Source organism: Janibacter sp. CX7 (assembly GCF_024362365.1).
Taxonomy (GTDB): domain Bacteria; phylum Actinomycetota; class Actinomycetes; order Actinomycetales; family Dermatophilaceae; genus Janibacter.
Genome location: NZ_CP101464.1, coordinates 654,746 through 679,290, shown reverse-complemented (window position 1 = coordinate 679,290; position 24,545 = coordinate 654,746). Strand labels below are relative to the sequence as shown.

General features: G+C 72.5%; 24 protein-coding genes. 10 read left to right on the top strand and 14 right to left on the bottom strand.

Annotation, left to right across the window (positions count from 1 at the left end):
- Positions 1-271: 271 nt before the first annotated feature.
- Positions 272-1,417: an Mrp/NBP35 family ATP-binding protein gene (locus NMQ01_RS03455; protein ID WP_255185475.1), complete on the top strand. Its 1,146-nt coding sequence runs from the start codon at positions 272-274 to the stop codon at positions 1,415-1,417.
- 108 nt (positions 1,418-1,525) lie between these two features.
- Here the strand turns inward: NMQ01_RS03455 and NMQ01_RS03450 are convergent, their stop codons facing one another.
- The 3 genes from NMQ01_RS03450 to sigE are packed head-to-tail and all read right to left on the bottom strand — an operon-like array spanning position 1,526 to position 3,999.
- Positions 1,526-1,903, bottom strand: a complete 378-nt coding sequence (locus tag NMQ01_RS03450; RefSeq protein WP_255186315.1) for a hypothetical protein — start codon at positions 1,901-1,903, stop codon at positions 1,526-1,528.
- Positions 1,904-1,914: 11 nt separating this feature from the next.
- Positions 1,915-3,336, bottom strand: coding sequence for a S1C family serine protease (locus NMQ01_RS03445; protein ID WP_255185474.1), 1,422 nt, complete (start codon positions 3,334-3,336; stop codon positions 1,915-1,917).
- A gap of 36 nt (positions 3,337-3,372) precedes the next feature.
- Entirely contained in the window at positions 3,373-3,999 is a 627-nt protein-coding gene (sigE, locus tag NMQ01_RS03440) for an RNA polymerase sigma factor SigE (RefSeq protein WP_255185473.1), read from the bottom strand.
- Positions 4,000-4,065: 66 nt separating this feature from the next.
- Between sigE and NMQ01_RS03435 the strand changes: the two genes are divergently transcribed.
- Complete coding sequence (locus NMQ01_RS03435; protein ID WP_255185472.1) at positions 4,066-4,698, top strand: O-methyltransferase; 633 nt, start codon at positions 4,066-4,068, stop codon at positions 4,696-4,698.
- Positions 4,699-4,739: 41 nt separating this feature from the next.
- Here the strand turns inward: NMQ01_RS03435 and NMQ01_RS03430 are convergent, their stop codons facing one another.
- The 6 genes from NMQ01_RS03430 to dapE form a co-directional block, all read right to left on the bottom strand.
- Positions 4,740-5,096, bottom strand: a complete 357-nt coding sequence (locus NMQ01_RS03430; protein WP_255185471.1) for a hypothetical protein — start codon at positions 5,094-5,096, stop codon at positions 4,740-4,742.
- A 142-nt stretch (positions 5,097-5,238) separates the two neighbouring features.
- Complete coding sequence (locus NMQ01_RS03425; RefSeq protein ID WP_007923758.1) at positions 5,239-5,415, bottom strand: DUF3117 domain-containing protein; 177 nt, start codon at positions 5,413-5,415, stop codon at positions 5,239-5,241.
- Between the two features lie 114 nt (positions 5,416-5,529).
- Positions 5,530-6,780 (bottom strand): hypothetical protein, encoded by a 1,251-nt coding sequence (locus NMQ01_RS03420; protein WP_255185470.1) that lies wholly within the window; start codon positions 6,778-6,780, stop codon positions 5,530-5,532.
- Positions 6,758-7,084 (bottom strand): DivIVA domain-containing protein, encoded by a 327-nt coding sequence (locus NMQ01_RS03415; protein WP_255185469.1) that lies wholly within the window; start codon positions 7,082-7,084, stop codon positions 6,758-6,760. The genes NMQ01_RS03420 and NMQ01_RS03415 overlap by 23 nt, the downstream gene beginning before the upstream one ends.
- A 3-nt stretch (positions 7,085-7,087) precedes the next feature.
- Complete coding sequence (locus NMQ01_RS03410; RefSeq protein WP_255185468.1) at positions 7,088-7,870, bottom strand: TIGR00730 family Rossman fold protein; 783 nt, start codon at positions 7,868-7,870, stop codon at positions 7,088-7,090.
- Between the two features lie 10 nt (positions 7,871-7,880).
- On the bottom strand, positions 7,881-8,957 hold the full coding sequence (gene dapE / locus NMQ01_RS03405; RefSeq protein WP_255185467.1) for a succinyl-diaminopimelate desuccinylase: 1,077 nt from the start codon (positions 8,955-8,957) through the stop codon (positions 7,881-7,883).
- A gap of 203 nt (positions 8,958-9,160) precedes the next feature.
- Here dapE and NMQ01_RS03400 point away from each other — a divergent pair, with 203 nt between their 5' ends.
- The 3 genes from NMQ01_RS03400 to NMQ01_RS03390 all read left to right on the top strand — a co-directional run bounded on the left by NMQ01_RS03400 (position 9,161) and on the right by NMQ01_RS03390 (position 12,006).
- Positions 9,161-10,069: an endonuclease domain-containing protein gene (locus NMQ01_RS03400; protein WP_255185466.1), complete on the top strand. Its 909-nt coding sequence runs from the start codon at positions 9,161-9,163 to the stop codon at positions 10,067-10,069.
- Positions 10,070-10,196: 127 nt separating this feature from the next.
- Entirely contained in the window at positions 10,197-11,129 is a 933-nt protein-coding gene (gene dapD / locus NMQ01_RS03395) for a 2,3,4,5-tetrahydropyridine-2,6-dicarboxylate N-succinyltransferase (protein ID WP_255185465.1), read from the top strand.
- Position 11,130: 1 nt separating this feature from the next.
- Positions 11,131-12,006 carry a hypothetical protein gene (locus NMQ01_RS03390; RefSeq protein ID WP_255185464.1) on the top strand — a complete coding sequence of 292 codons (876 nt, stop codon included), beginning with the start codon at positions 11,131-11,133 and terminating at the stop codon, positions 12,004-12,006.
- Positions 12,007-12,096: 90 nt separating this feature from the next.
- On the opposite strand, the gene NMQ01_RS03385 is transcribed toward NMQ01_RS03390, so the two are convergent.
- The 3 genes from NMQ01_RS03385 to fdxA form a co-directional block, all read right to left on the bottom strand.
- Positions 12,097-13,380: a citrate synthase gene (locus NMQ01_RS03385; RefSeq protein ID WP_084450154.1), complete on the bottom strand. Its 1,284-nt coding sequence runs from the start codon at positions 13,378-13,380 to the stop codon at positions 12,097-12,099.
- A 94-nt stretch (positions 13,381-13,474) separates the two neighbouring features.
- Positions 13,475-14,638 (bottom strand): succinyldiaminopimelate transaminase, encoded by a 1,164-nt coding sequence (dapC, locus tag NMQ01_RS03380; RefSeq protein ID WP_255185463.1) that lies wholly within the window; start codon positions 14,636-14,638, stop codon positions 13,475-13,477.
- Positions 14,639-14,654: 16 nt separating this feature from the next.
- Positions 14,655-14,981, bottom strand: coding sequence for a ferredoxin (gene fdxA / locus NMQ01_RS03375; protein WP_072626107.1), 327 nt, complete (start codon positions 14,979-14,981; stop codon positions 14,655-14,657).
- A 22-nt stretch (positions 14,982-15,003) separates the two neighbouring features.
- On the opposite strand from fdxA, the gene NMQ01_RS03370 reads away from it, so the two are divergent.
- A complete protein-coding gene (locus tag NMQ01_RS03370) occupies positions 15,004-16,011 on the top strand; it encodes an N-acetyltransferase (RefSeq protein ID WP_255185462.1) in 1,008 nt (335 codons plus the stop codon).
- Here NMQ01_RS03370 and NMQ01_RS03365 read toward each other — a convergent pair.
- Positions 15,993-16,541, bottom strand: coding sequence for a 4'-phosphopantetheinyl transferase superfamily protein (locus tag NMQ01_RS03365; RefSeq protein ID WP_255185461.1), 549 nt, complete (start codon positions 16,539-16,541; stop codon positions 15,993-15,995). The genes NMQ01_RS03370 and NMQ01_RS03365 overlap by 19 nt on opposite strands.
- Positions 16,542-16,602: 61 nt before the next feature.
- On the opposite strand from NMQ01_RS03365, the gene NMQ01_RS03360 reads away from it, so the two are divergent.
- From NMQ01_RS03360 to NMQ01_RS03345, 4 genes are read left to right on the top strand one after another with little or no spacing between them, the layout of a single operon-like run.
- Positions 16,603-19,179 (top strand): AMP-binding protein, encoded by a 2,577-nt coding sequence (locus tag NMQ01_RS03360; RefSeq protein ID WP_255185460.1) that lies wholly within the window; start codon positions 16,603-16,605, stop codon positions 19,177-19,179.
- Positions 19,180-19,200: 21 nt separating this feature from the next.
- Positions 19,201-20,220 carry an iron ABC transporter substrate-binding protein gene (locus NMQ01_RS03355; protein WP_255185459.1) on the top strand — a complete coding sequence of 340 codons (1,020 nt, stop codon included), beginning with the start codon at positions 19,201-19,203 and terminating at the stop codon, positions 20,218-20,220.
- Between the two features lie 10 nt (positions 20,221-20,230).
- The gene (locus tag NMQ01_RS03350; protein ID WP_255185458.1) at positions 20,231-21,742 is read left to right on the top strand and encodes an iron ABC transporter permease; all 1,512 of its coding nucleotides are present in this window, start codon (positions 20,231-20,233) and stop codon (positions 21,740-21,742) included.
- Positions 21,739-22,779 carry an ABC transporter ATP-binding protein gene (locus tag NMQ01_RS03345; RefSeq protein ID WP_255185457.1) on the top strand — a complete coding sequence of 347 codons (1,041 nt, stop codon included), beginning with the start codon at positions 21,739-21,741 and terminating at the stop codon, positions 22,777-22,779. The genes NMQ01_RS03350 and NMQ01_RS03345 overlap by 4 nt, the downstream gene beginning before the upstream one ends.
- A gap of 19 nt (positions 22,780-22,798) precedes the next feature.
- On the opposite strand, the gene NMQ01_RS03340 is transcribed toward NMQ01_RS03345, so the two are convergent.
- Positions 22,799-24,544 carry a VanW family protein gene (locus NMQ01_RS03340; RefSeq protein ID WP_255185456.1) on the bottom strand — a complete coding sequence of 582 codons (1,746 nt, stop codon included), beginning with the start codon at positions 24,542-24,544 and terminating at the stop codon, positions 22,799-22,801.
- Between the last annotated feature and the right edge of the window lies 1 nt (position 24,545).

The following is a 24,545-nucleotide window of genomic DNA, read 5'->3' as shown; positions in this document are numbered from 1 at the left end:
GGTCCCTGAGGAGGTCGCCCCGCGACCGTCTCGAAGGGTTCGCTGTCGGCTCTGCTCCCGGCGAGGGGGTCCGACGCGCTGCCGATGTCCTTCGTCGTCGTGTGGTCCCGTTGTCGTCTTCGACATCGGCTTGACGCTGCGCCGGGCCCCCTCGCCGTCCGCTCCGCCTGGTCCTGCGCCGGGCCTCCTCGCCGGGAGCGGCGGCTGGCAGCGGCGGGAGCCTCGACGGGTGAGACACAGGCCACTCCGTGGGGCGATCTACGATGGGGCAATGGCTTCTTCGCACCCCACGATCACCGATGAGCAGCTCCGCGAGGCGCTGAGCACGGTCATCGACCCCGAGATCCGTCGTCCGATCACCGAGCTCGGCATGGTCGAGACCGCGGCGGTCGACGCCGACGGCCTCGCCACGGCGACCATCCTGCTCACGGTGTCCGGGTGCCCGATGAAGGACACGCTGACCACCGACACGACCAAGGCGCTCGCCGCGATCGACGGCGTCACGGACGTCAAGGTCACGCTCGGCGTGATGAACGACGAGCAGCGCGCGGAGCTCAAGACCCACTTGCGCGGCGGCCAGGCCGAGAAGGAGATCCCCTTCGCCAAGCCGGGCTCGCTGACCCGCGTCTACGCCATCGCCTCGGGCAAGGGTGGCGTCGGCAAGTCGTCGATCACCGCCAACCTCGCCGCCGCGCTGGCCGCCGAGGGGCTCAAGGTCGGGGTCGTCGACGCCGACATCTACGGCTTCTCGATCCCCCGCATGCTCGGCGTGACGCACCCGCCGACGCAGGTCGACGACATGATCCTGCCGCCCATCGCCTCGGACGTGAAGGTCATCTCGATCGGCATGTTCGTCCCCGGCAACCAGCCGGTCGTCTGGCGCGGGCCGATGCTCCACCGCGCGCTGCAGCAGTTCCTCGGCGACGTCTTCTGGGGCGACCTCGACGTCCTCCTGCTCGACCTGCCGCCCGGGACCGGTGACATCGCGATCTCCATCGCCCAGCTGATCCCCAACAGCGAGATCCTCGTCGTGACGACCCCGCAGCAGGCCGCCGCGGAGGTCGCCGAGCGCGCCGGCTCGATCGCGATGCAGACGCACCAGCGCCTCGTCGGCGTCATCGAGAACATGTCCTGGCTCGAGCTGCCCGACGGCTCGCGCCAGGAGCTCTTCGGCTCCGGTGGCGGTCAGGCCGTCTCCGAGTCGCTCAGCCGCACGGTCGGCGCCGAGGTCCCGCTGCTCGGCCAGATCCCGCTCGACGTCTCGCTGCGCGAGGGCTCCGACCACGGCAACCCCGCGGTCCTGTCCAACCCCGACGGCCCGGCCGCCGTCGCCCTGCGCGGCATCGCCCGCAGCCTGGCCACCCGCTCCCGCGGTCTCGCCGGCCGCAGCCTGGGGCTCACCCCGACGGGTCGCTGACGCAACGGGCCCCGGCCCACAAGACCCCGGCCAGCACGAGTTCACCCTCGCGCTCGGCCGGGGTCTTCTCTCAGCCCGAGGCGCCGCGCACCACCCGGTCGAGGAGGCTCAGGTCGCCTCGCGGTCCCAGGGGGTGCCGGCGACTGCGGCGGCAACCGGAGCCTCGTCGGGTGCGGTCGAGGTGCTGGCACGCGAGGCCGCGCTGCCGGCCGGCGCCGCGTCGATGGTGAAGGCGTCCTCGAGGGGCTCCATGAGGGCCTGCTTGACGATCCGTCGCGGGTCGTACTGACGCGGGTCGTACTGACGCCAGTCGAGGTCGTCGTACTCCGGGCCCATCTGCTCCTTGAGCTGGACCTTGGCGTCGTTGGCCATCCGGCGGACCCGGACGACGAGACGGGCGAGCTTGGCCGCGTACTCGGGCAGCTGCTGCGGACCGAGGATGATGATGGCCAGGACGATGAGGACGACGAACTCCCAGCCGTTCATGATCCCCACGTCTACTTCTCCTCGGCCGCTTCAAGCGTCATCGACAGGTCCTGCTGCTTGCCATCCCGCTGGATCGTCAAGGTGACCTTATCGCCCACGGCCTTGGCGCGGATCCGGGTGATCAGCTGGTCGAGATCGGTGATCCGCCGCCCGTCGAGCTCGGTGATGACATCACCCGGCTCGACACCGGCGTTGTCCGCCGGCCCGTCGGGGATGACGGCCCGGCCGCTGTCGACGTCGGAGTCCTCGAGTACCTTGGCGCCCTCGCCGTCCCAGCGCCGGTCGAGGCTGACCCCGATGATCGGGTGCTGGGCCGTACCGGTCTCGATCAGCTGGTCGACGGTGCGCACGACGACGTCCGAGGGGATCGCGAAGCCCACCCCGATCGACCCGCTCGCCTGCTGCTGCCCCGGGACCTGGGCGATCGCCGAGTTGACCCCGATGACGTCGCCGTCGCCGTTGAGCAGCGGCCCTCCGGAGTTGCCGGGGTTGATCGCGGCGTCGGTCTGGATCGCGGAGATGAAGGACTCGTCGCCCGCCTCGCCCGCGGTGACCGGACGCTCGAGCGCCGAGACGATGCCGGCGGTGACCGTCGACCCCAGGCCCAGCGGGGAGCCCACGGCGACGACCTCGTCGCCGACGACGACCTCGCTGGAGCGGCCGATCGCGAGCGGCTCGAGGCCCTGGGGGTCGACCTCGAGGACGGCGAGGTCGTAGGAGGAGTCCTTGCCGACGACCTTGGCGTCGCGGCGGCTGCCGTCGCTGAGCTCGATGCTCACCGAGCCGCCGCTGCCGGCGCCCTCGACGACGTGGTTGTTGGTGACGATGTGGCCGCTGTCGTCGTAGACCCATCCGGAGCCGGTGCCGCCGCCCCCGGCGGCCCGCACCCGGACGGTGACGACGCTCGGCACGGCGTCGGCTGCGATGGACGCGACCGAGCCGTCGGGGCGCTGCGCCGTGTCGCCGTCGCGCTGGACGATCGTCGGTCCACCACCGGTGTCGTCGGCGGTCACGCCGCCTACGAGGCCGCCGAGGCCACCGGCGACGAGGGCCGCGGCGAGCGCCAGGGCGATGGCGCCACCCCACCCGGGACCGCGACGTCGCGTCGGCGGCGGCGTGGTGAGGTGCTGCTGCGTGTAGAGCTGGTGGTCCATGTTGTAGGGCTGCGGCGTCGCGCCCCAGCCGGCCTGACGCGGGGCCTGCCCCTGGCCGCCCAGGCTGTCGAAGGGGAGGTACGGGCTGCGCGGGAGCGGCTCGTTGTGCTGCGTGGCCGGCTGTGCGCCGCCGGGCTGCCCACCAGCGGGCTGATCACCAGCGGACTGCTCGTGAGCGCTCGGCATGGCCCGCTGCTCGGGCGTCGCCGGCACCGGTCGGGTCGGCTCGGTGGGGGCGTCCTGGGGACGCGGCTCCTCACCTGGGTGCGGAGAGCTCATGGCTGTAGATCATGCCTTGTCGGGACGGTGCCGACCTCAGAGGGTGCCGGTGACCGGGCGGGCCAGCGGGAAGCCGGAGCCGCCGCGGCGACGGCTCTCGGTGCGGGTCGACGGGGTGGGAGCGCGGTGGCTCAGGCTCTCGCGCAGGAGCGAGCGGCCGCGGTGGATGCGGGAGCGGACGGTGCCGAGCTTGATGTCGAGGGCCTCGGCGACCTCTTCGTAGGTCAACCCCTCGATGTCGCACAGGACGACCGCCGCGCGGAACTGCGGCGGCAGGGCGTCGAGCGCCCGCTGGATGTCGGCGTCGAGGTGGTGGTCGAGGACGACCTGCTCGGGGGTCGGCGAGCCGCTGTGCAGCAGTGCGGCGAACTCGTCGGTCAGCGCGTCGAAGCGGATGCGCTGCTTGCGGCGGGCGCGGTCGAGGAAGAGGTTGGTGGTGATCCGGTGCAGCCACCCCTCGAAGGTGCCCGGCGTGTAGCCGTCGAGGGAGCGGAAGACGCGCACGAAGACGTCGTGGGTGAGGTCCTCGGCGTCGTGGACGTCGCCGGTCAGTCGGTAGGCGAGCCGGTAGACGCGGGCGCTGTGCTCCTCGACGATCTCCGCCCAGGTCGGGGGGACCCACTCCTGCCCCTCGAGGTCGCGGACGTCGGTGTTGCTGGTCACCCCTCAATGCTCACGCGTCAACCTGAGGGAAGTCTGTGATCCAGCGCGCCACTAGGGTGGACTCCCATGACCGCCGCCCAGCTCAACAGCCATGCCTACGCCGAGCAGTTCGTCCCCGAGGACGAGAGCTTCGAGGCCGCACGTCGCACCGGGACCGAGCTCGGGGCGGTGCCGATCGGTACGGGCGGAGGCGCCGCCCTTCGTCTGCTCGCGGCAGCCAGCGGTGCCCGCCACGTCGTCGAGGTCGGGACCGGGGCCGGCACCTCGGGCCTGTGGCTGCTCGCCGGCATGCCCGCCGACGGCGTGCTGACGACGATCGAGATCGAGCCGGAGCACGCGCTGCGCGCGAAGCGCTCCTTCGCGGCCGCGGGCATCGCCCCGCAGCGCACCCGGGTCATCACCGGCCGCGCCGTCGACGTCCTGCCGCGGATGAACGACTCGTCCTACGACCTCGTCCACATCGACGCCGACAAGGAGGGCTACCCGCAGTACGTCGAGCACGCGATCCGGCTGCTGCGCCCCGGCGGCGTGCTCGCGATGGACAACATGCTCTGGCACGACAAGGTCGCCGACCCCGCGGCGCGGGACGCGACGACCGTGCTGCTGCGCGACCTGGGCAAGCAGCTGCGTGACGACGAGCGGCTCGTCATGAGCCTGCTGCCGGTCGGTGACGGCATGATCGCCGCCGTCAAGCGGTAGGTGCCGGCTCGGGCCGCGCCAACGGCCGCCCGGCGGCTCGGTCAGACCGAGCCGGGTCCGGGGCCGCGGCGGAACTGCGCCGGGCCCTCGGCGATGGCGACGACCTCGAAGGGCGTGATCTCGATCGGCGCGGAGCCGATGATCCGCGAACCGGCCGACTCCGTCGCCGTCGCCGTGAACTCCTCGCAGAAGTCGTCTCGGTCCTTCGCGGCGTCGAAGACGTAGGTGCCCTCGAACCACTCCCCCTCGCGCATGCGCCAGGTCTTGAAGGCCAGGCCGTCGAGAAACATGAAGTTGGCCATCGAGGTACCGACGACGTACTCCCGCAGCTGCTCCGCGACATCGCCTGACGCCTCGGTCAGCGACCAGCGGACGGCGAGTCCGTATCCAGCGTTCATGCAGTCCTCTCGTGGGCCTCGGTCGAGGTCGACAGTGGTCTCGGCACGGTAACCACTCGCACCCACGACTGACAGTCCCGTGTCACCATCCGAGCACGACGAAGCCCCCGGACGCAGGTGTCCGGGGGCTCTCGTACGGGGCTTACTTCTGCAGGCCCTCGCAGTTGTCGATGGCCTCACCGAGGGCGAGGACCTCGTCGGGCTTCATCTCGACGACGAGACGACCACCGCCCTCGAGGGGCATCCGCAGGACGATGCCACGACCCTCCTTGACGACCTCGAGAGGACCATCCCCCGTGCGTGGCTTCATTGCCGCCATGTGCGTTCCCTTCGATCAACACCGGACGGAGCCTCACCGACCGGGCGGCGCAGTCGCGCCGACGCTGGGCTCCATTATCCACCTCCCGTGCGCGCTCGGCCTAATCGCCGCCGGTCACGGAGGAGTGACGTGCCAGGGCACGTAGGGCAGCAGTCCGCACGACCAGGCGAAGATCCCACCGACGAGGACGAGCACGACGACGGCGGCCCTGCGACGCCAGTGCTCGACGATCCGACCGCCGCTCGAGGTGCGCATGACGACCGACGCGAGGAGCGCGGCGAGCGGGAAGTCGAGGAGCAGGAAGCGCCACATGCTCGTGATCGGCCGCACGACCGCGAAGAGGTACATCGGGTAGACGAGCGCCCACATGCGCACCTCGAGCGGGATCCACTGACCGTGGCGGCCGAGGACGAGCGCGAGGTAGGTACCGACGAGCGCCACCATGACGACGACGGCGAAGAGCCCGCGCTGCTCCCACGCCCAGCTGAACCACAGGACGAAGGGCCCCTCGTCGGGGCGCTGGCCCCACGCCGCCTGCACCCGGAAGAAGGCATCGGGCAGTCCCGACAGGTAGCCGACGGTGAGCGGCCAGGCGATGCCGGACACCCCGGTGGCGAGGACCATGACGGCGATCCGCAGGCGGTCGTGGGCGAAGGGGGCGACCCCCGCCTCGCGCTCCTGCCGCCAGCGCAGCCACAGGTGGGCGAGCACGGCCAGGCCGAGCGGGGCGGCGACGCCCCGGGTGAAGCCGAGGAGGAGGGCGATGCCCGCGACGCCGAGGTAGTTGCCGCGCATGAGCAGCAGCAGGGCGCCGGCGATGAGGACGGCGGCGAGCGCCTCGGTGTAGGGGATGACCATGACGCCGGTTGCCGGGTAGAAGCACCACAGGGCGGCGGCGACGAAGGCGAGCCGCTCGCGGGCCGGCTGGGCCGCCGCGTGGCCGGAGAAGCTGAGGACCTTCCACACGAGGACGGTCGCGGCGGCACCGAGCACGAGGTTGAGCACGACCGCGGAGGCGGTGAAGCCGATGCCCGTCGCCATGACGAGGCGCACCAGGCCCGGGAAGAGCGGGAAGAAGGCCCAGGCGCTGTAGGTGATCTCGCCGGTCTCGGGGTCGGCGGGCAGGGGGATCGGGTAGCCCTCGGTGACGATCCTGCGGTACCACTGCGTGTCCCAGAGGCCGAACATGTCGGGCAGGCCGGGATCGAGGTGCCCCACGCCGGCCGGGGACTGGTAGTAGCGGGCGGCGACCCAGATCGCGAGGACCGCGACGACCCGGGAGAGGGCGTAGACGACGAGGAGGGAGCGGATCGGTCGGGCGACCGCCTCGTCAACCCACGCGTCAACCCTCGCGCGGACCGACATCGTCTCGGGCGGCCGACATGTCCGGGACGGCCGACGTGTCCCGGGCAGCCGACTCGAGCTCGGCGAGGCGCTGCTGCAGCCGGTCGAGCACCTCGTCGACCTGGTCCATCCGGTATCCGCGGAGCGCGGTGTCGAAGCGGACGGCGTCGACGTCGCTCGCGGCGAAGTCCGACTCCGGGAGCCCGTGGTGCGGCGCGGAGGCCACCGGCTCGGCCATCGGGTCGGTGGTGATCCGGCCGGTGACCGCGGCGGCGACGGCGACGACGACGAGCAGTGCGACGAGGACGAAGAAGATCCAGACCACGGTCTACTCCGGCTGCTTCGTCGCGGCGGGGCGCACCCGGTCGGACGCGGTCCGCAGGTACTCGACCGCCTCGACGAGGTCGTCGGTGACGAAGAGCCGGTCGATGTCCTCGGGGCTGATCATGCCGCCCTCGAGGACCGAGTCGCGCAGCCAGTCGATGAGGCCCTGCCAGTAGTCGACGCCGACGAGCACGATCGGGAAGCTCGTCACCTTGCCCGTCTGGGCGAGGGTGACCGCCTCGAAGACCTCGTCGAGCGTGCCGAAGCCTCCGGGCAGGACGACGAAGCCCTCGCTGTACTTGACGAACATCGTCTTGCGGGCGAAGAAGTAGCGGAAGTTGATGCCGAGGTCGCAGTAGGGGTTCAGACCCGCCTCGAAGGGCAGCTCGATCCCCAGGCCGACGCTCGTGCCGCCGGCCTCCCTGGCCCCACGGTTGGCCGCCTCCATGGCGCCCGGACCGCCGCCGGTGATGACGGCGTAGCCGGCCTCGGCGACGAGGCGGCCGAGCTCGATGCCCTGGGCGTAGCGCGGCGAGTCCACGGGGGTGCGGGCGCTGCCGAAGATGCTCACGGCCGGCCCGAGCTCGGCGAGCGCACCGAAGCCTTCGACGAACTCCGCCTGGATCCGCAGCACCCGCCACGGGTCGGTGTGCAGCCAGTCGGCGTGGCCGCGGTCGTCGAGCAGTCGCTGGTCGGTCGTGGACTTGGGCACCTGGCGGCCGCGCATGAGGACCGGGCCCTTGTGGTACCAGCGGTCGGACGCCGGCTGCTTCCCCTGATCAGTCACGTCAGCGACCCTACGCGAGCCACCGCAGGACGGCCGCCTCCGCGGTCTCGATCTGCTCGACCGGGCAGCGTTCCTCGTCGTGGTGGGCGAGGTTGGGGTCCCCGGGGCCGAAGTTGACCGCCGGGATGCCGAGCGCGGAGAAGCGCGCGACGTCGGTCCAGCCCTCCTTGGGCCCGACGGGCACGTCGAGCGCGGCGACGAAGGCCTGCGCTGCAGGCAGGTCCAGCCCGGGCCTGGCCCCCTCGGCGACGTCGCGCAGGTGCAGCTCGCGGCCGGGCAGGACGGTCTGGACGTAGGCGAGCGCCGCCTCGGTGTCCTTGTCCGGGGAGAAGCGGTAGTTGATGAGGACGCTGCAGCTGTCGGGGATGACATTGCCCGCGATGCCGCCGGTGATGCCGACGGCCTGCAGGGCCTCGTGGTAGTCGAGTCCGTCGACGGTGACGGTCTGCTCCTCGTGGGCGGCGAGGGCGGCGAGGACCTCGTGGGCGTCGTGGATGGCGTTGTGGCCGTTCCACGGCCGGGCCGAGTGCGCGGCGATCCCCTTCGTGATCACCTCGACGCGCATCGTGCCCTTGCACCCGCCCTCGACGGCAGCATTCGTCGGCTCGAGCAGGACCGCGAAGTCGGCCGCCAGCAGGTCGGGGTCGGAGTCGGCGAGCAGCTGCAGGCCGTTGTAGACCGCGTCGACCTCCTCGGCCTCGTAGAAGAGGAAGGTGATGTCGCGGCTCGGCTCCTCGAGCAGCGCGGCCTTGAGCTGGACGGCGACCCCGCCCTTCATGTCGACGGTCCCGCGCCCCCAGAGGACGTCCTGGCCGCCGACCTGCTCGCGCCGGGTCGGCAGGTTGGCGGGGTCGCTCGTGAGCGGCACGGTGTCGATGTGGCCCGCGAGGACGACCCGCTCGTCGCGGCCGAGGTGGGTGCGGGCGATGACCGTGTTGCCCCGGCGGACCACCTCGAGATGACGAAGGGGGCGCAGCGCCGCCTCGATCGCGTCGGCGATCGTCTCCTCCTCGTGGCTCACCGACTCGATGTCGCACAGCTGCTGGGTGAGGGTCACGACGTCCGCGGTCAGGTCCAGGCTCGGCATGCCGCCACCCTACGACCGCTCACGCCCCCTCCCCCACAAACTGTGGCTGGCCACAGCTTGGATGGTCGGCCACAGCACGTCGTGCGGCTGACCATCCAAGGTGCGGCTGGCTGGAGCCGGACGAAGGGGGGTGCCGCCACCTTGGGCGGGCCCGCTGTGGAAAAGCCCGCGGCGAGGCGTGTCGCGGACGCCAGACTCCAGCCATGGAGGACGAGGTCGAGCTGCTGCGTCAGGCGTCGGTCAACGGTGTCTTCTCGAGCGCTGACGCGGAGCGCCATGGCATCCCACGACTCCGCCTGGTGGCCCTGGCGAAGGTTGGCCTGCTCACCCATCTCACCCGTGGCATGTGGTCGACCATCCACACCGTCGACGCTGCCCAGACCCATCTGCTGAGGACCGTGGCGATCATCCGGCGACTGCGCCAGCCCGCGGGCGCCACCGCCCAGTCGGCGCTGGTCCTCCACGACCTGCCGATCCTCGACACCGACCTCGATCGCGTGCACCTCGTCCGTGGCCGCGGGCACGCGACCAGACGAAGCCACGACTACACCGTCTGGGGGTGCGCGGGTGGGCTGCGCGCGGCGACACGACCTCCCTTCGTCGACACGCCGCTGGCCTGCGCTCCCGTCGCCGTGGCGCTGACCCACACCGGGGTGACCTGCACTCCCCGCGCCGCCCTCGCCGCGGCGGATGCCGCCGTGCGGCGCGGCCTCGTGACGTCGACCGAGATCGAGGTCGCCGCCGCTGACCTGCCGCTCGGAACCCCTGGGGCGGCCGCCGTCCGGCGGGCACTGGCCGATGTCGACGGTCGCCACGAGTCACCGGGTAAGACCCTGACGGCCCGGGTGATGCGCGATCTGGGGTACTCACTCGAACCCCAGGTCTGGATCGGGCCGTATCGCGTGGACTTCCTCGTGACCGGAACCCGGGTGATCGTCGAGTTCGACGGCGCCGTCAAGTACGACGACCGCCAAGCCATCGTCGCCGAGAAGCGCCGGGAGGACGATCTCCGTCGCCGCGGGTACGTCGTCGTCCGGCTCATGTGGTCGGACCTGCACGACCCGGCGCGGGTACGTCGCCTGGTCGTCGCGGCGCTGACAGCAGCCGCATGAGTCGGCCACAGTTCGTAGGGTGGGCCACAGCACGTCGTGTGGCTGATCATCCAAACTGCGGTCAGCCACAGTTTGTGGGGGCGGGCGAGATCGCGGGACGGGGCCGCCGTTTCGTAGGATCTGGCCCATGACGACGACGCGCGCAGCCTGGGGCCACGGAGTGGCCACCGTGACGACCGAGGGCACGGTCCTCGACACCTGGTACCCCGAGCCGGCGCTCGGCGAGGCCCCCGAGGCCACCCGGGTCCCCGAGGAGCTGCTCGCGCTGGCCGGCGACGACGAGGCGCGCGGCGTGCGCACCGAGGTCGTCACCGTCGCCATCGACCTCGACGCCGCCCCCGAGGGCGCCTCCGACGCCTACCTGCGGCTGCACCTGCTCTCGCACCGGCTCGTCCAGCCCAACTCGATCAACCTCGACGGCCTCTTCGGCCAGCTGAGCAATGTCGTGTGGACCAACCACGGCCCGTGCGCGGTCGAGGGCTTCGAGACCACCCGCGCCCGGCTGCGCGCCCGCGGCCCGGTCCAGGTGACGAGCATCGACAAGTTCCCCCGCCTCACCGACTACGTGACCCCCTCCGGCGTGCGCATCGGCGACGCCGACCGGGTGCGCCTGGGCGCCCACCTCGCCTCCGGCACCACCGTCATGCACGAGGGCTTCGTCAACTTCAACGCCGGCACCCTCGGCACCTCGATGGTCGAGGGCCGGATCAGCCAGGGCGTCGTCGTCGGCGACGGCTCCGACATCGGCGGCGGCGCGTCGACGATGGGCACTCTCTCCGGCGGCGGCACCGAGCGCGTCTCCATCGGCGAGCGCTGCCTCGTCGGCGCCGAGGCCGGCGTCGGCATCGCCCTGGGCGACGACTGCGTCGTCGAGGCCGGGCTCTACGTCACCGCCGGCACCAAGGTCACCCTGCCCGACGGCGCCGTCGTCAAGGCCGCCGAGCTCTCCGGCCGCAGCGGGCTGCTCTTCGTGCGCAACTCCGTGACCGGCACCGTCGAGGCACGTGACCGCACCGGCCACGGCATCGCGCTCAACGACGCGCTGCACGCCAACGACTGACGTGCCCAGGGCCGAGCACCCACCGCTGCCCGACGACTCCGGACCGCGCTGGTCCGGGGTCGTCGCGCTCGTGTGCGTGCTCGCGCTCGTCGTCGGGGTCGGCGCCTGGTACGCCCGCGACCGGATCGGCCTCTTCCTCGGCGAGCAGTGCAGCGCGACCGCCCTCGGCGAGACGGTCACCTTCGCGCCCGACCAGATGCACCACGCGAGCACGATCGTGCTCCTGGGGGTCAAGCGCGGCCTGCCCGCCCGCGCCGGCACGATCGGCATCGCCACGGCGATCCAGGAGTCGAAGCTGCGCAACCTCTCCTACGGCGACCGCGACTCCGTCGGCCTCTTCCAGCAGCGACCGAGCCAGGGCTGGGGCACCGCGGCACAGCTGCAGGAGCCGGTCTACGCGACCAATGCCTTCTACGACGCCTTGGTCAAGGTCGACGGGTGGCAGCAGATGGTGATCACCGAGATCGCCCAGGAGGTCCAGCGCAGCGGCTACCCCGAGGCCTACGCCGACCACGAGCACGAGGGGCGGGCGATCGCCTCCGCCCTCAGCGGCCACTCCCCCGAAGGCTTCGTCTGCCGCCTCGACGACCCCACGGCCGCCGGCCGCCCCGACCGCTTCGTCGCCGCGCTCGACGAGGAGACCGGGCACTCCGGCACCGCCGACGGCCAGACCATCAGCATCACCGCCGCGGACTCCCGCCACGCGTGGGCGGTCGGCTCGTGGTCGGTCGGCCAGGCCAAGGCCCGCAACGTCGTGCGGGTGCAGGTCGGCGACCGCGAGTGGGTCCGTGGCTCCGGGGACGACGCGATGCAGTGGCGCGACGCCGACGAGCCGATCGAGGACACCCGCGTCATCGTCACCCTCCACGAGAGCTGAGCGCACCCCCCTTCGCCCGGCCCGACATGCGGCGACCCCCTCCGCCCGTGAGGACGAAGGGGGTCGACGTGCCGTGCCGCAGGTGGCGGCTCAGCGGCCCTCGATGCCGACGTAGTCGCGCTCGGTCGGGCCGGTGTAGATCTGGCGGGGACGGCCGATCTTGGTGTCCTTGTCCTCGATCATCTCGCGCCACTGGGCGATCCAGCCCGGCAGGCGGCCGATGGCGAAGAGGACGGTGAACATCTTCGGCTGGAAGCCCATGGCCGTGTAGATCAGGCCGGTGTAGAAGTCCACGTTGGGGTAGAGCTTGCGCTCGACGAAGTAGTCGTCCGCCAGCGCGATCTCCTCGAGCTTCATGGCGATCTCGAGCTGCTCGTCGCCACCCATCTTCTCGAGGATGGTGTGCGCGGTCTCCTTGACGATCGCCGCGCGCGGGTCGTAGCTCTTGTAGACCCGGTGGCCGAAGCCCATGAGGCGGACGCCGTCCTCCTTGTTCTTGACCTTCTTCATGAAGGTCTCGGCGCCGTCGTCGGAGGCCTGGATCTGCTGGAGCATCTCCAGGACCGCCTGGTTGGCGCCGCCGTGCAGCGGGCCGGAGAGGGCGTGGATGCCCGCGGAGACGGAGTTGAAGAGGTTGGCGTGGGCCGACCCGACGAGGCGCACCGTCGACGTCGAGCAGTTCTGCTCGTGGTCGGCGTGCAGGATGAAGAGCTGGTCGAGCGCGCGCACGATCTCGGGGTCGAGGTCGTAGGGCTCGGCCGGGAAGCCGAAGGTCATCCGGAGGAAGTTCTCCGTCAGGCTCAGCGAGTTGTCCGGGTAGAGGAAGGGCTGGCCGACGCTCTTCTTGTGCGCGTAGGCGGCGATCGTCGGCAGCTTGGCCAGGAGGCGGATCGTCGAGATCTCGACGTGCTCCGGGTCGAAGGGGTCGAGGCTGTCCTGGTAGAAGGTGCCCAGCGCGGAGACGGCCGAGGACAGGACCGGCATCGGGTGCGCGTCGCGCGGGAAGCCGTTGAAGAAGGCCTTGAGGTCCTCGTGGAGCATCGTGTGGCGCGAGATGCGCTCCTCGAAGTCGCCGAGCTGGTCGGCCGTCGGCAGCTCGCCGTAGATCAGCAGGTAGGCGACCTCGGTGAAGGTCGACTTGCTCGCCAGCTGGTCGATCGGGTAGCCGCGGTAGCGCAGGATCCCGGCGTCACCGTCGATGTAGGTGATGTCGCTCTTGCAGGAGGCGGTGTTGACGAAGCCCACGTCGAGCGTGGTGTTGCCCGTCTCCTTCATCAGCGTGGAGATGTTGTAGCCGTCATTGCCCTCGGAGGCCTTGACGAGGGGGAACGTCAGGTCCTTGCCCGCGGCGGAGAAGGTGGCGTCATCGGTCATGGAGGTCATCAGCCCTTCGGTCGTGCCGTGCCGCAGGGGCGGTGGCCCCGGGCATGCGGTGTCATCACTGAAACTACCCCAGCCGTGTGCTGGGTCACGATGCGGGTCCGGCGGCCAGCCGGGCCGCCGCCATCGCGATGCGTTGGTCGGTCGCCGTGAGGGCGACCCGCACGTGCTGCTCGCCGGCCGCGCCGTAGAAGTCGCCCGGCGCGACGAGGATGCCGCGCTGCGCGAGCCGATCGACGGTCACCCGGCTCGGCTCCCCCGCGCTCGCCCAGAGGTACAGGCCCGCCTCGGAGTCGTCGATGCGCAGGCCGAAGCCCTCGAGCGCCGGGCGCAGCACCTCGCGGCGGGCCCGGTAGATCTCCCGCTGGGCCGCGACGTGCGCGTCGTCGCCGACGGCTGCGAGCAGCGCCCGCTGGACCGGCCACGGCACGATCATGCCCGCGTGCTTGCGCACCTCGAGCAGCCGCCCCACGAGGGCGGGGTCACCGGCGACGAAGGCCGCGCGATAGCCCGCGAGGTTGGACTGCTTGGAGGTCGAGTAGACGGCGAGCAGGCCCTCGTGGGAGCCACCGGTGACGCGCGGGTCGAGGATCGACGGCGTCGTCGGCAGGCTGTCGTAGCCCTCGCCGCGCGCCTCCTCGGTGCGCCAGTCCAGCTCGGCATAGCACTCGTCGGAGGCGACGACGACGCCGCGCTCACGGGCCCAGGCGACGACCTTGGCCAGGTGCTCGACCCCCAGGACCTTGCCCGTGGGGTTGCTCGGGGTGTTGAGCCACAGCAGCTTGGGTGCGGTGGCCGACGTCGTGGGACCGAAGGCGGTCGTGGCGTCGGCGGCGAAGGGGGTCGCCCCCGCCATCCGCGCGCCCACGTCGTAGGTCGGGTAGGCCACCCGGGGGAAGGCGACGGTGTCGCCCGCGCCCAGGCCCATGAGGGTCGGCAGCCACGCGACGAGCTCCTTGGAGCCCACCGTGGGCAGCACGCCGTCGGGGTCGATGCCCGGGGCGCCGCGGCGGCGCTCGAACCAGCCGGCGATGCCCTCGCGCAGGTCGGCCGTGCCCCAGGTCTGCGGGTAGCCGGGCGCGTCAGCGGCGTCGCGCAGGGCCGTCTGCACCACCTCGGGGGTGGAGTCGACGGGGGTGCCGACCGACAGGTCGACGATGCCCTCGCCCTGGGCGGGGTCGGAGGAGACAAAGGAGCTCGCCCGCTCCTTGGCAGGAGCGAGCGAGTCCCAGGGGAAGTCAGGCAGGTCCATCAGCGGGCGCCGACCATCACTCGTCGTGCTCCTGCGGGGGCAGGGCGGCGATGATCGGGTGATCCTTGTCGATCATGCCCATCTTCGCGGCGCCGCCCGGGCTGCCGAGGTCGTCGAAGAACTCGACGTTGGCCTTGTAGTAGTCGGCCCACTCCTCGGGGGTGTCGTCCTCGTAGTAGATGGCCTCGACGGGGCAGACGGGCTCGCAGGCACCGCAGTCGACGCACTCGTCCGGGTGGATGTAGAGGCTGCGCTTGCCCTCGTAGATGCAGTCGACCGGGCATTCCTCGATGCAGGCCTTGTCCTTGAGGTCCACACAAGGCTGCGCGATCACATACGTCATGCGGCACATACTATGACGCCCCATGAGTGATCTGCCCGCGGGTCTCACCACAGGTCAACGCGTCGCCGTCCGCTCCCGGATCGACCCGCCCCCGACCGCGGGCCCCACCCTCACGGACACCGTCGGCGAACTCGTCGACATCGACGCGACCCACCTGTGCATCGCCACCCGCACCGGCGACGTCACCGTGGCCCGTGACCGGGTCGTCGCCGCGCGCGTGATCCCTCCGAAGCCCACCCGTCGCGGCGCCCCGCACCGTGCCATCACGCTCGAGGACCTGCACCTCGTCATGACCCGCGGTCAGCCGGGCGTCGAGGAGGCCTGGCTCGGCGCACCGGGCTCCGGCTGGCTGCTGCGGGCCGGTCTCGGGTGGACCGGTCGCTCCAACTCCGCTCTGCCCGTGGGCGACCCGGGCCTGCCCCTGCCGGAGGCCGTCGACGCCGTGGAGGCCTGGTACGCCGAGCGCGACCTCCCTCCGCTCGTCATGCTCCCCCGGCCGGCCGGTGCCGGCACCGCGGACGACGCCCTCGGCCGGCTGCTCCTCGACCGCGGCTACCGCGAGCGCACCGTCGCCGAGGTGCTCACGGGGTGGACGGACACCCTGCTCGACGCGCCCGTCCCCGCGCCCGCGGGCATCACCGCGGAGTGCCGCGACCACGTCGACGAGGCGTGGCTCGCCGGCAGCTCGCCGCGGGTCCTCGAGCACCGCGACGCGGCCCGGGAGATCCTCGCTCTGCCCCGCCACCAGGTCTTCCTCACCGCCCACGACGACGAAGGGAGCACCGCCGGCGTCGTGCGCGTGGCACTGAGCGACGGGTGGGCCGGCGTCTTCGGCCTGCACGTCGCCCCCGAGCACCGCGGCCGCGGCGTCGGCCGATGGCTCACGGTCGAGTCGCTGCGGGCAGCCGCAGCCGACGGCGCCAGCCTGACCTACCTGCAGGTCGAGCCGGGCAACGCGCCCGCCCAGCACCTCTACCGCGATATGGGCCTGACGACCCACCACGACTACGTTTACCTCGCGCTGCGCTGAGCGGCGGCCGACTCCGACGGCCCGTGCGTGACGAGGGTGACGTCGGCGCCGGCCACGGCGAGCGCCGCGCGGTAGCCCGGCACCGGGACCTCGAGATCGACGACCCGGACGCCGGCTGACGAGCGCGCCCCCGTGGCCTTGAAGGTCGCCTCCTCGACGACCCATCCGGCGACGTCCCCTCCGCGCCGGAGCGACTCGACGTCGACACCGACCGGCACCGCAGCGGTGGCGACGAGGACGAGCGGCCCGGCGTGCGCGACGCTCACGTGCGTGCCGTGCACGAGCGGCCGCCCGTGCGGCCCGCCGCAGTCGGTGCAGGTCCGCTCGACGGCGACGGAGCGGGGGTCGGTCCCCGTCGCGGCCCCCACTGCGACCCGCAGCAGCCACGCCCCGACGACGAAGCGCCCGAGGTCGGCCGAGCCGGCGATGCCCGCGGCCCGTGCCGCCTCGACCGGGTCGAGCAGCGGCAGGAGCGCCAGGTCCATCGCCCGCAGGTCCGACCACCAGACGTCCACGACGTGGTTGTCCATGTGAGGTCCTGACATCAACGGTTGTACTCTCGCCCTAGCTACTAAGGATAGGCACACCAACATGACTCCCACGGCGACGCTCACGGAGGTGGCCCGCCCGGCTCCCGAGCGCGTCCCGGGCCGGGGGACCGCCCCCTTCGTCCACCCCGGGTCGACCCGTCCCGCGCTCCTCGACGGCGACCGGGTGCTGACGCACGCCGACCTGGCGGCACGGGTCGCGGCGCTCGCGGAGCGCCTGCCCGACGCGGCGACCGGTCGTCGCCTGGTCCACCTCCACCCGACGCGCGACGTCCCGGGTGTCGTGGCCCACCTGGCGGTGCTCGCCGCCGGTCACGTCGGGCTCGTCACCGGACCGGGCGCGGAGTCGGTCACCGAGCGCTTCGCCCCGGACGTGAGGCTCGTCGGCGAGCGCGTCGAGGCCCTCTCGACCGAGCCCCAGCACCTGCTGCACCCCGACCTCGCGCTGCTGCTGTCGACCTCCGGCAGCACCGGCAGCCCCAAGCTCGTGCGCCTCTCGCACGACAACCTCACGAGCAACGCCGCAGCCATCGCCGAGGGCCTGGGCCTGCGCGCGGACGACCGCGCGATCACCTCACTCCCCCTCCACTACTGCTACGGCCTGTCCGTCCTGCACAGCGCGCTCCTCGCCGGCGGCGGCATCGTCGTCACCGAGCGCTCGGTGACCGACGACGAGTTCTGGCGGCTGCAGGCCGAGCACCGCGTCACCGTCCTCGCGGGGGTGCCGCACACCTTCGACCTCGTCGATGCGCGCCTGCGCGCCGGGACGCCCGGGCTGCGCCTCGTGACCCAGGCCGGCGGCGCGCTCGGCGTCGAGCGGGTGCGCGAGTTCGCGGTGCTCGGCCGGCGCCAGGGCTGGGAGCTCGCGGTGATGTACGGCCAGACCGAGGCGACCGCCCGGATGGCGATCCAGCGCGGCGCCGAGGTCCTCGAGCACCCGGACGCGGTCGGGCGGGCCGTCGCCGCCTCGGCCTTCCGCCTGGACCACGACGTCCCGGGCGGGAGCGACGAGGTCGGCGAGCTCGTCTTCACCGGCCCCGGCGTCATGCTCGGCTACGCCGAGCACCCCGACGAGCTCGCCCTCGGCCGCATGGTCGCCGAGCTGCGCACCGGCGACCTCGGGCGGCTGGACGACGGCCGCGTGCGTATCGTCGGCCGCCGCGACGACATCGCCAAGGTCCTCGGCCTGCGCATCGACCTCGGCCGCGTCGCCGACGCGCTCGCGGATGCCGGTCACGAGGTGGTCGTCACCGCCGACGCCCGCCACCTCCTCGTCACCCTCGTCACCGACGAAGGGGGCAACCCCCACCTCGTCCGCTCGGTCCGCGAGCGGGCGGTCCGGGCCGCCGGCCTCGCCCCCGGGGCCGTCATCGTCGACACCGTCGCCGAGCTGCCCCGGCTGCCCAACGGCAAGACCGACCGGGCCGCGTGCCGCGAGCGCGCGCTCGCGGCGACGACCGGCGACCCCCTGCCCTCCGGCGACCAGCTCGCCGCCACCGTCGCCCTCGTCGCCGCCGCCCTGCGGCGCGAGGACGTCGACCCGGACCGCTCCTTCGCCGAGCTGGGCGGGGACTCCTACAGCCTCGTGCAGACCTCGGTCGCCCTCGAGCGGGCCCTCGGGCCCCTCCCCGACGGCTGGCACCGGGTCCCCCTTCGTCGTCTCGCGGCGCAGGCCGGCACCCCCGGACGCGTCGTGCGCTGGGCCGAGACACCCGTCGTCGTGCGCGCTCTCGCCGCCCTGGCGATCTGCGCCAGCCACCTCGGGATCATCTCCGTCCCCGGCGGCGCGCACACCCTCCTCGCCCTCGCCGGCTGGTCGCTCACCAAGTTCACCCTCGACGACCCGCGGCCCGCGGAGCGGCGCCGACGCGGCCTGCGCTCGATCGCGACCTTCGCGGTGCCGTCGATGGCGGTCGCCCTCTTCGGGCTGGTCACCGCCTCGGGCTACGGCTGGGAGAACGTGCTGCTCGTCAACTGGCTCGTGGGCGAGGTCGAGTGGGGCGCCCGGATCAACCTGTGGTTCATCGAGGCCCTGCTCGCCTGCAGCGTGCTCGCCCTCGCGCTCGTCTCCGTGCCCGCGCTCGGGCGGCTCCACGTGCGCCACCCGTGGGCGTGGAGCATGGCCCTGGCCGCGGTCGCCCTGGTGCCCCGGTGGATCCTCGTCCCGGAGTCGACCGGCGCGACGCGTGGCCTGCCCGGGTCCGTCCTGTGGCTCTTCGCCCTGGGCATGGCCCTCGGCGCCGCCCGCACCCACCGCCAGCGCGCGGCGACCCTGGCGCTCACCGCCGTCGGCATGTGGGACTTCTTCGTCGAGCCCAGCCGCGGCCTGACGGTGCTCGTCGCGATCGCCGTCCTCGGCCTCGTCCCGCGCGTGCCGCTCCCGCGCCCCCTCGCCCTCCCGCTCGGGCTCGTCGCGGCCGCGTCGCTGCACATCTACCTCGTCCAGTGGCAGGTCTTCCGGGTCGTGGACGACCCGTGGCTCGCCCTGGCCGGGTCCCTCGTCCTCGGGGTCGTGCTGTGGTGGCTGCTGCAGCGCCCGACGCACGCCCTGGCCGACCTGGCCACCCGGGACCGCCGTCCCGCCCCCGCACCGACCGGCCCCCGGGCCGAGACCGCCTGAACGATCGGAGACCCCGCGATGATGACCCGACGCACCCTCATGGTGAGCGCCCTCGGCGCCTCCGTCCTCGCCCTCGCCGCCTGCGGCGGCTCGGACGGCCCGGCGACCGACCCGGACGCGCTGCAGATCTACTCCAGCCAGCACGACACCCTCACCAAGGCCTGGGCCGAGGGCTTCACCAAGAAGACCGGCATCAAGACGCAGGTCCGCGCCGGCAAGGACTCCTCGATGGGTCACCAGATCGTCCAGGAGGGCGATGCCTCGCCCGCCGACGTCTTCCTCACCGAGAACAGCCCCGCGATGACTCTCGTCGAGGAGGCAAAGCTGCTCGCCCCCATCGACGCGAAGACGCTCGCCAAGGTGCCCGAGGACCGCCGCCCCAGCAGCGGCGACTGGACGAGCGTGGCCGCCCGGTCCACCGTCCTCGTCTACAACCCCGACAAGATCGACGCCAAGGACCTGCCGGCCTCGCTCATGGACCTGCAGGACCCGGAGTACAAGGACCAGTGGGGCGCCGGCGCGACGGGCGCCGACTTCCAGGCGATCGTCGCCGGCATGCTCGCCGACCAGGGCGAGGCGAAGACGAAGACCTGGCTCGAGGGCATGAAGACCAATGCGCGCATCTACGAGAACAACATCGCGACGATGAAGGCCGTCAACGCCGGCGAGGTCCCGATGGGCGTCATCTACCACTACTACTGGTACCGCGACCAGGCCGAGACCAAGGAGGGCACGGCCAGCACCAAGCTGCACTACTTCAAGCACGAGGACCCCGGCGCCTTCGTCAGCCTCTCCGCCGCGGGCGTGCTCAAGAACGCCAAGCACGCCGACGAGGCCCAGCAGTTCGTCGACTACGTCCTCTCGAAGGAGGGCCAGCAGGTCCTCGAGACGAGCGGCTCGAAGGAGTACGCGGTCGCCACCGGCGCCGCCTCCGACCCGGACCTGCCCACTCTCGACTCCCTCGAGTCGCCCGACGTCGACCCCTTCGGCCTCGACTCCGAGAAGGTCACCCGGCTGATGACCGATGCCGGTCTCCTCTAGGCACCTCGTGGTGGCCGCGGCGGTCCTCGCCGCGGCCATCACCCTGCTCCCGATCGGGGTCGTCGCCGTCGACGCGATCGGGCGGACCCCCGGCGGGCTCGGCGGCGCCGCGGACTACCTCGTGCGCCCGCGCATCGGCGAGCTGCTCGCCAACACCCTCCTGCTCATCGCCGTCACCGTCCCCGCGACGGTCGTCCTCGGTGTCGGCTCCGCGTGGCTCGTCGAGCGGACCGACCTGCCCCTCGCCGGCGTGTGGCGGGTGCTCCTCGGCGCCCCGCTCGCCGTCCCGGCCTTCGTCGCCGCCTATGCCTGGGTCTCCTTCCGCCCCGGCCTCGACGGGCTGGGCGGGGCGGCGCTCGTGACGACCGCCGCGTACTTCCCCTTCGTCTACCTGCCCGTGGCGGCCATCCTGCGTGACCTCGACGCCGCCCCGGAGGAGGACGCCCGGGCGCTCGGGGCCGGACCGTGGGCTGCCTGGCGGCGCACCGTCCTGCCGCGGCTGCGCCCCGCGATCAGTGGCGGCGCGCTGCTCGTCGCGCTGCACCTGCTCGCGGAGTTCGGCGTGCTCGAGATGATGCGCTACCCGACCTTCACCACCGCGATCCTCGTGCAGTACCAGGTGAGCTTCAGCAGCAACCAGGGCAGCCTGCTCGCGCTCGTCCTCGTGCTGCTGTGCGTCACCGTCCTCACCCTCGAGCACCTGGTGCGCGGCAGCGCCCGCACCTCCCGCGTCGGCCGCGGCGTCCACCGCCGGGCCGAGGCCGTGCGCCTGGGCCGCTGGGCCCCGCTCGCCTGCCTCGCGCTGACGGCCGTCGTCCTCGTCTCCCTCGTCGTCCCCGTGACGCTCGTCGGACGCTGGCTCGCGCGCTGGGCCGCCGCCCCCGCCGCAGAGATCGCGATGCGCCCCTCCCTGCTGCTCACCACCGGCTCGACGATCTCCCTCGCGCTCGCCGCGGCCGCCCTCACCCTGCTGTTCGCCCTCCCCGGGGCCTGGCTGCTCAGCCGCCGTCGCTCCGGGTGGACGCTCCTGCTCGAGCGCGTCACCTATGTCGCCAGCTCGCTGCCCGGCGTCGTGATCGCGCTGGCGCTGATCACCCTGTCGGTGCGCTACCTCCCGGCGGCCTACCAGAGCCCCGCCCTGCTCGTGCTCGGCTACACGATCCTCTTCATCCCGCGGGCGATGGTCTCGCTGCGCTCCGGCCTGGCCGCCGCGCCCCCGGAGCTCAGCGACGCAGCGCGCTCGCTCGGCAGCAGCCCGGCCGAGGCCTTCCGCCGGGTCGTGCTGCCGCTCATCCTCCCGTCGGCCCTCACCGGAGCGGCGCTCGTGGCCATCGCGACGGCGACCGAGCTCACCGCGACCCTGCTGCTCGCGCCGACGGGCACCTCGACCCTCGCGACGGCCTTCTGGGCCGCCAGCGACGAGTTCGACTACACGGGGGCGGCCCCCTTCGCGGCGATGATGATCCTGCTGTCCGCCCCGCTGACCTTCCTGATGCTCCGACAGAGTGGGATCGAAGAATGAGCACCGTCGACATCCACGGCATCACCGTCGGGTACGGCTCCGAGCCGATCCTGCACGGCGTCGACCTCACGGTCCCCACCGGCACGACGACCGCGGTCCTCGGCGCCTCCGGTGGCGGCAAGACGACCCTGCTGCGGGTCATCGCCGGCTTCCTCGCCCCAGACGCGGGGACCGTGCGCATCGGTGAGCGGATCGTGTGCGGCGAAGGGAGGTCCGTCCCGCCCGAGCGGCGCGGCATCGGCTACGTGCGCCAGGACGGGGGACTCTTCCCGCACCTCGACGTCGCGCACAACATCACCTTCGGCATGCGCCGCGCCGCGCGGCGCCGCGGCGACCGGGTCGGCGAGCTCCTCGAGCTCGTCGGCCTGCCCGCGAGCACCGCGAGCCGCCGGCCCGACCAGCTCTCCGGAGGGCAGCAGCAGCGCGTGGCCCTGGCCCGCGCGCTCGCCCTCTCCCCCGCCGTCGTCCTGCTCGACGAGCCCTTCTCGTCCCTCGACACGGCGCTGCGGGCGAGCACCCGTGAGGCGGTCGCCGCCGCCCTCGCCGAGACCGCGGCGACGACGATCCTCGTCACCCACGACCAGCAGGAGGCGCTCTCCTTCGCCGACCAGGTCGCGATCATGCGCGGAGGCAGCTTCAGCCAGGTCGGCACGCCGCACGAGATCTACGAGACGCCGGTCGACGCGCGCGAGGCGGCCTTCCTCGGCGACGTCGTGCGTCTGCCCGGGCGGGCCGGCTCCGAGGGCATCACCTGCGCCCTCGGGCTCCTCACCCCGCGTGCCGACGTCGCGCCCGGCGACGTCGAGGTCGTCCTGCGCCCGGAGGACCTCTCGCTCACCGACTCCCCCGGTTGCCCGCACGGCACGGTCCAGCGCATCACCTACCACGGGGCCCACGCCCTCGTGCAGGTCGCCCTGGGCGACGGCATGCTCGTCGCCGTCCGCGTCACCGGCCGCCGCGCCCCCGCGCCCGGCGAGCAGGTCCCGGTGAGCGTCGACGGCCCGGTGCTGGCCTACCCGGGCTCCGCACTCGGCTGACCCCGCTCGGGTGGCCCCGTCAGGGGTTGGTGCAGGTGACGTCGTCCTGGGGGATGTAGGTCGTCGTGAAGCTCGACGACTTCACGGTGCGCCCGCCCTTGATGAAGGTGCGGGTGATGTCGACGGAGAAGCCGGGCGCGGGCGACTGGGGCACGCAGCCCTTCTTGTTGTCGGTGATCTTCTTGGGCTGCACGAGGTTGCGACGGGCGCTCTTGTTCGCCTCGACCTTGTCGTAGGCCTTGCGCCCGTCGAAGCTCACCGTCACCTCGTCGCCGTTGACCGAGGCGTTGATGAGGATGCCGGCGCCGGTGTCGTTGGTGAAGCGGTTGTCGACGTCGGGCCAGGAGATCGTCGCCTCGCGGCCCTCGGGGTAGCGCGAGATGTAGAAGGAGTGCGGGTGGAACTCCTCGATCTTCGCCCCCGAGAAGAAGACCGCGTTGAAGAGGGTCGTCGACAGCTGCGAGATGCCGCCGCCGTAGTCCTCCGTGAGGCGGCCGGCGTTGATGACGCCCGCCTTCTGGTAGCCCTTGGCCGCGGTGCGCGGACCGAGCAGACCGTTGAGCGAGAAGGTCTCGCCGGGCGCCACGTAGGCGCCGTTGAGCTGGCGAGCGGCGATCTTGATGTTGTTGGTGCGCACCGGGTTGTCCGGCAGATAGGTCGTGAAGGTGGAGATCTGCTCCTTGGGCAGGGTGCGCCGCGCCTCCATCGTCGTGAAGTCGGGCTTCGTCTGCTTCGACGTCGCCGCCACGGTGCGCTGCGCACCGGACTTCTTCATCGCCTCGGCGACCTTGGCGCCCAGTCCGGTGGAGTCCAGCTCGAGACCGGTGCTCGAGGGTGAGACGGAGAAGCTGCGCCCGTTGCGCGTCACGACCGCGTCCTGCGCCGCGCGGAAGCGACCCGAGCCCCGGCCGGCGGCGGCCGCCATCTCCTGGAGCTTCGCCTCGTCGACCTTCGCCGAGAGCTTGCCCTGCGAGTCCTGGACGGACACGGCGGCGGCGAGCTGCTCGGCCGTGACCTCGAAGGAGATGTTCTTCGCGGCGCCGGACCCCTTGGGATCGGTCGTCGTGACCTTCACCGGCGCGGAGACGAGCGGCGTGAGGTCGTCCTTGGCGAAGCGGTCGATCTCCGCCTGGCTCAGCTTCGGCTTCGGCGCGGTGGTCGGCACCTCGAAGCTGCGCTCGGCCGGCCACCCGTCGGCGATCGCCGCGACGGCCTTGTCCCGCTCCAGCGCCAGACCGGGCTTCGAGGAGGTCTTGACGACCTTGGCCCCGTCGAGCGAGACCTTGCCCTCGGTCGGCTTCTTGTCCATGCCGTCGGTGGCCTCGTCCACGGCCGCGGCGAGCGCGTCCTCGTCGACCTGCACCTCGACCTCGCGCTCGACGCCGCCGCGCACGTGGTTGACGAGGTCGACGGGGTTGAGGCTGAAGCCGGTCAGGCCGGCGACGGAGGCCTCGTAGTCGTAGGACAGGCCGGCCTCGGCCGGGGTGAGCTCCACGCTCTTGCCGGCGACGTCGAGGGTGACCGGCTCGGCCTCCTCGTCCGCGAGCTGCTCCTCGAGCGTGCTCTGGGCCTCGGCGGGCGTCTTGCCGCCGACGGCGACGCCGCCCACGCGGGTGTTGGCCGGCACCTTGTCGCCGAAGTACATCGCCGCGGCGACGTAGAGCGCCGCGATGACGAGCAGCACGAAGGCGCCGGCGATCCAGCCGCGCCCCCGGCGGGGCCGGTCGACGAGCTCGTCGTCGCTCCAGCGGTCGTCGTGGGTCATG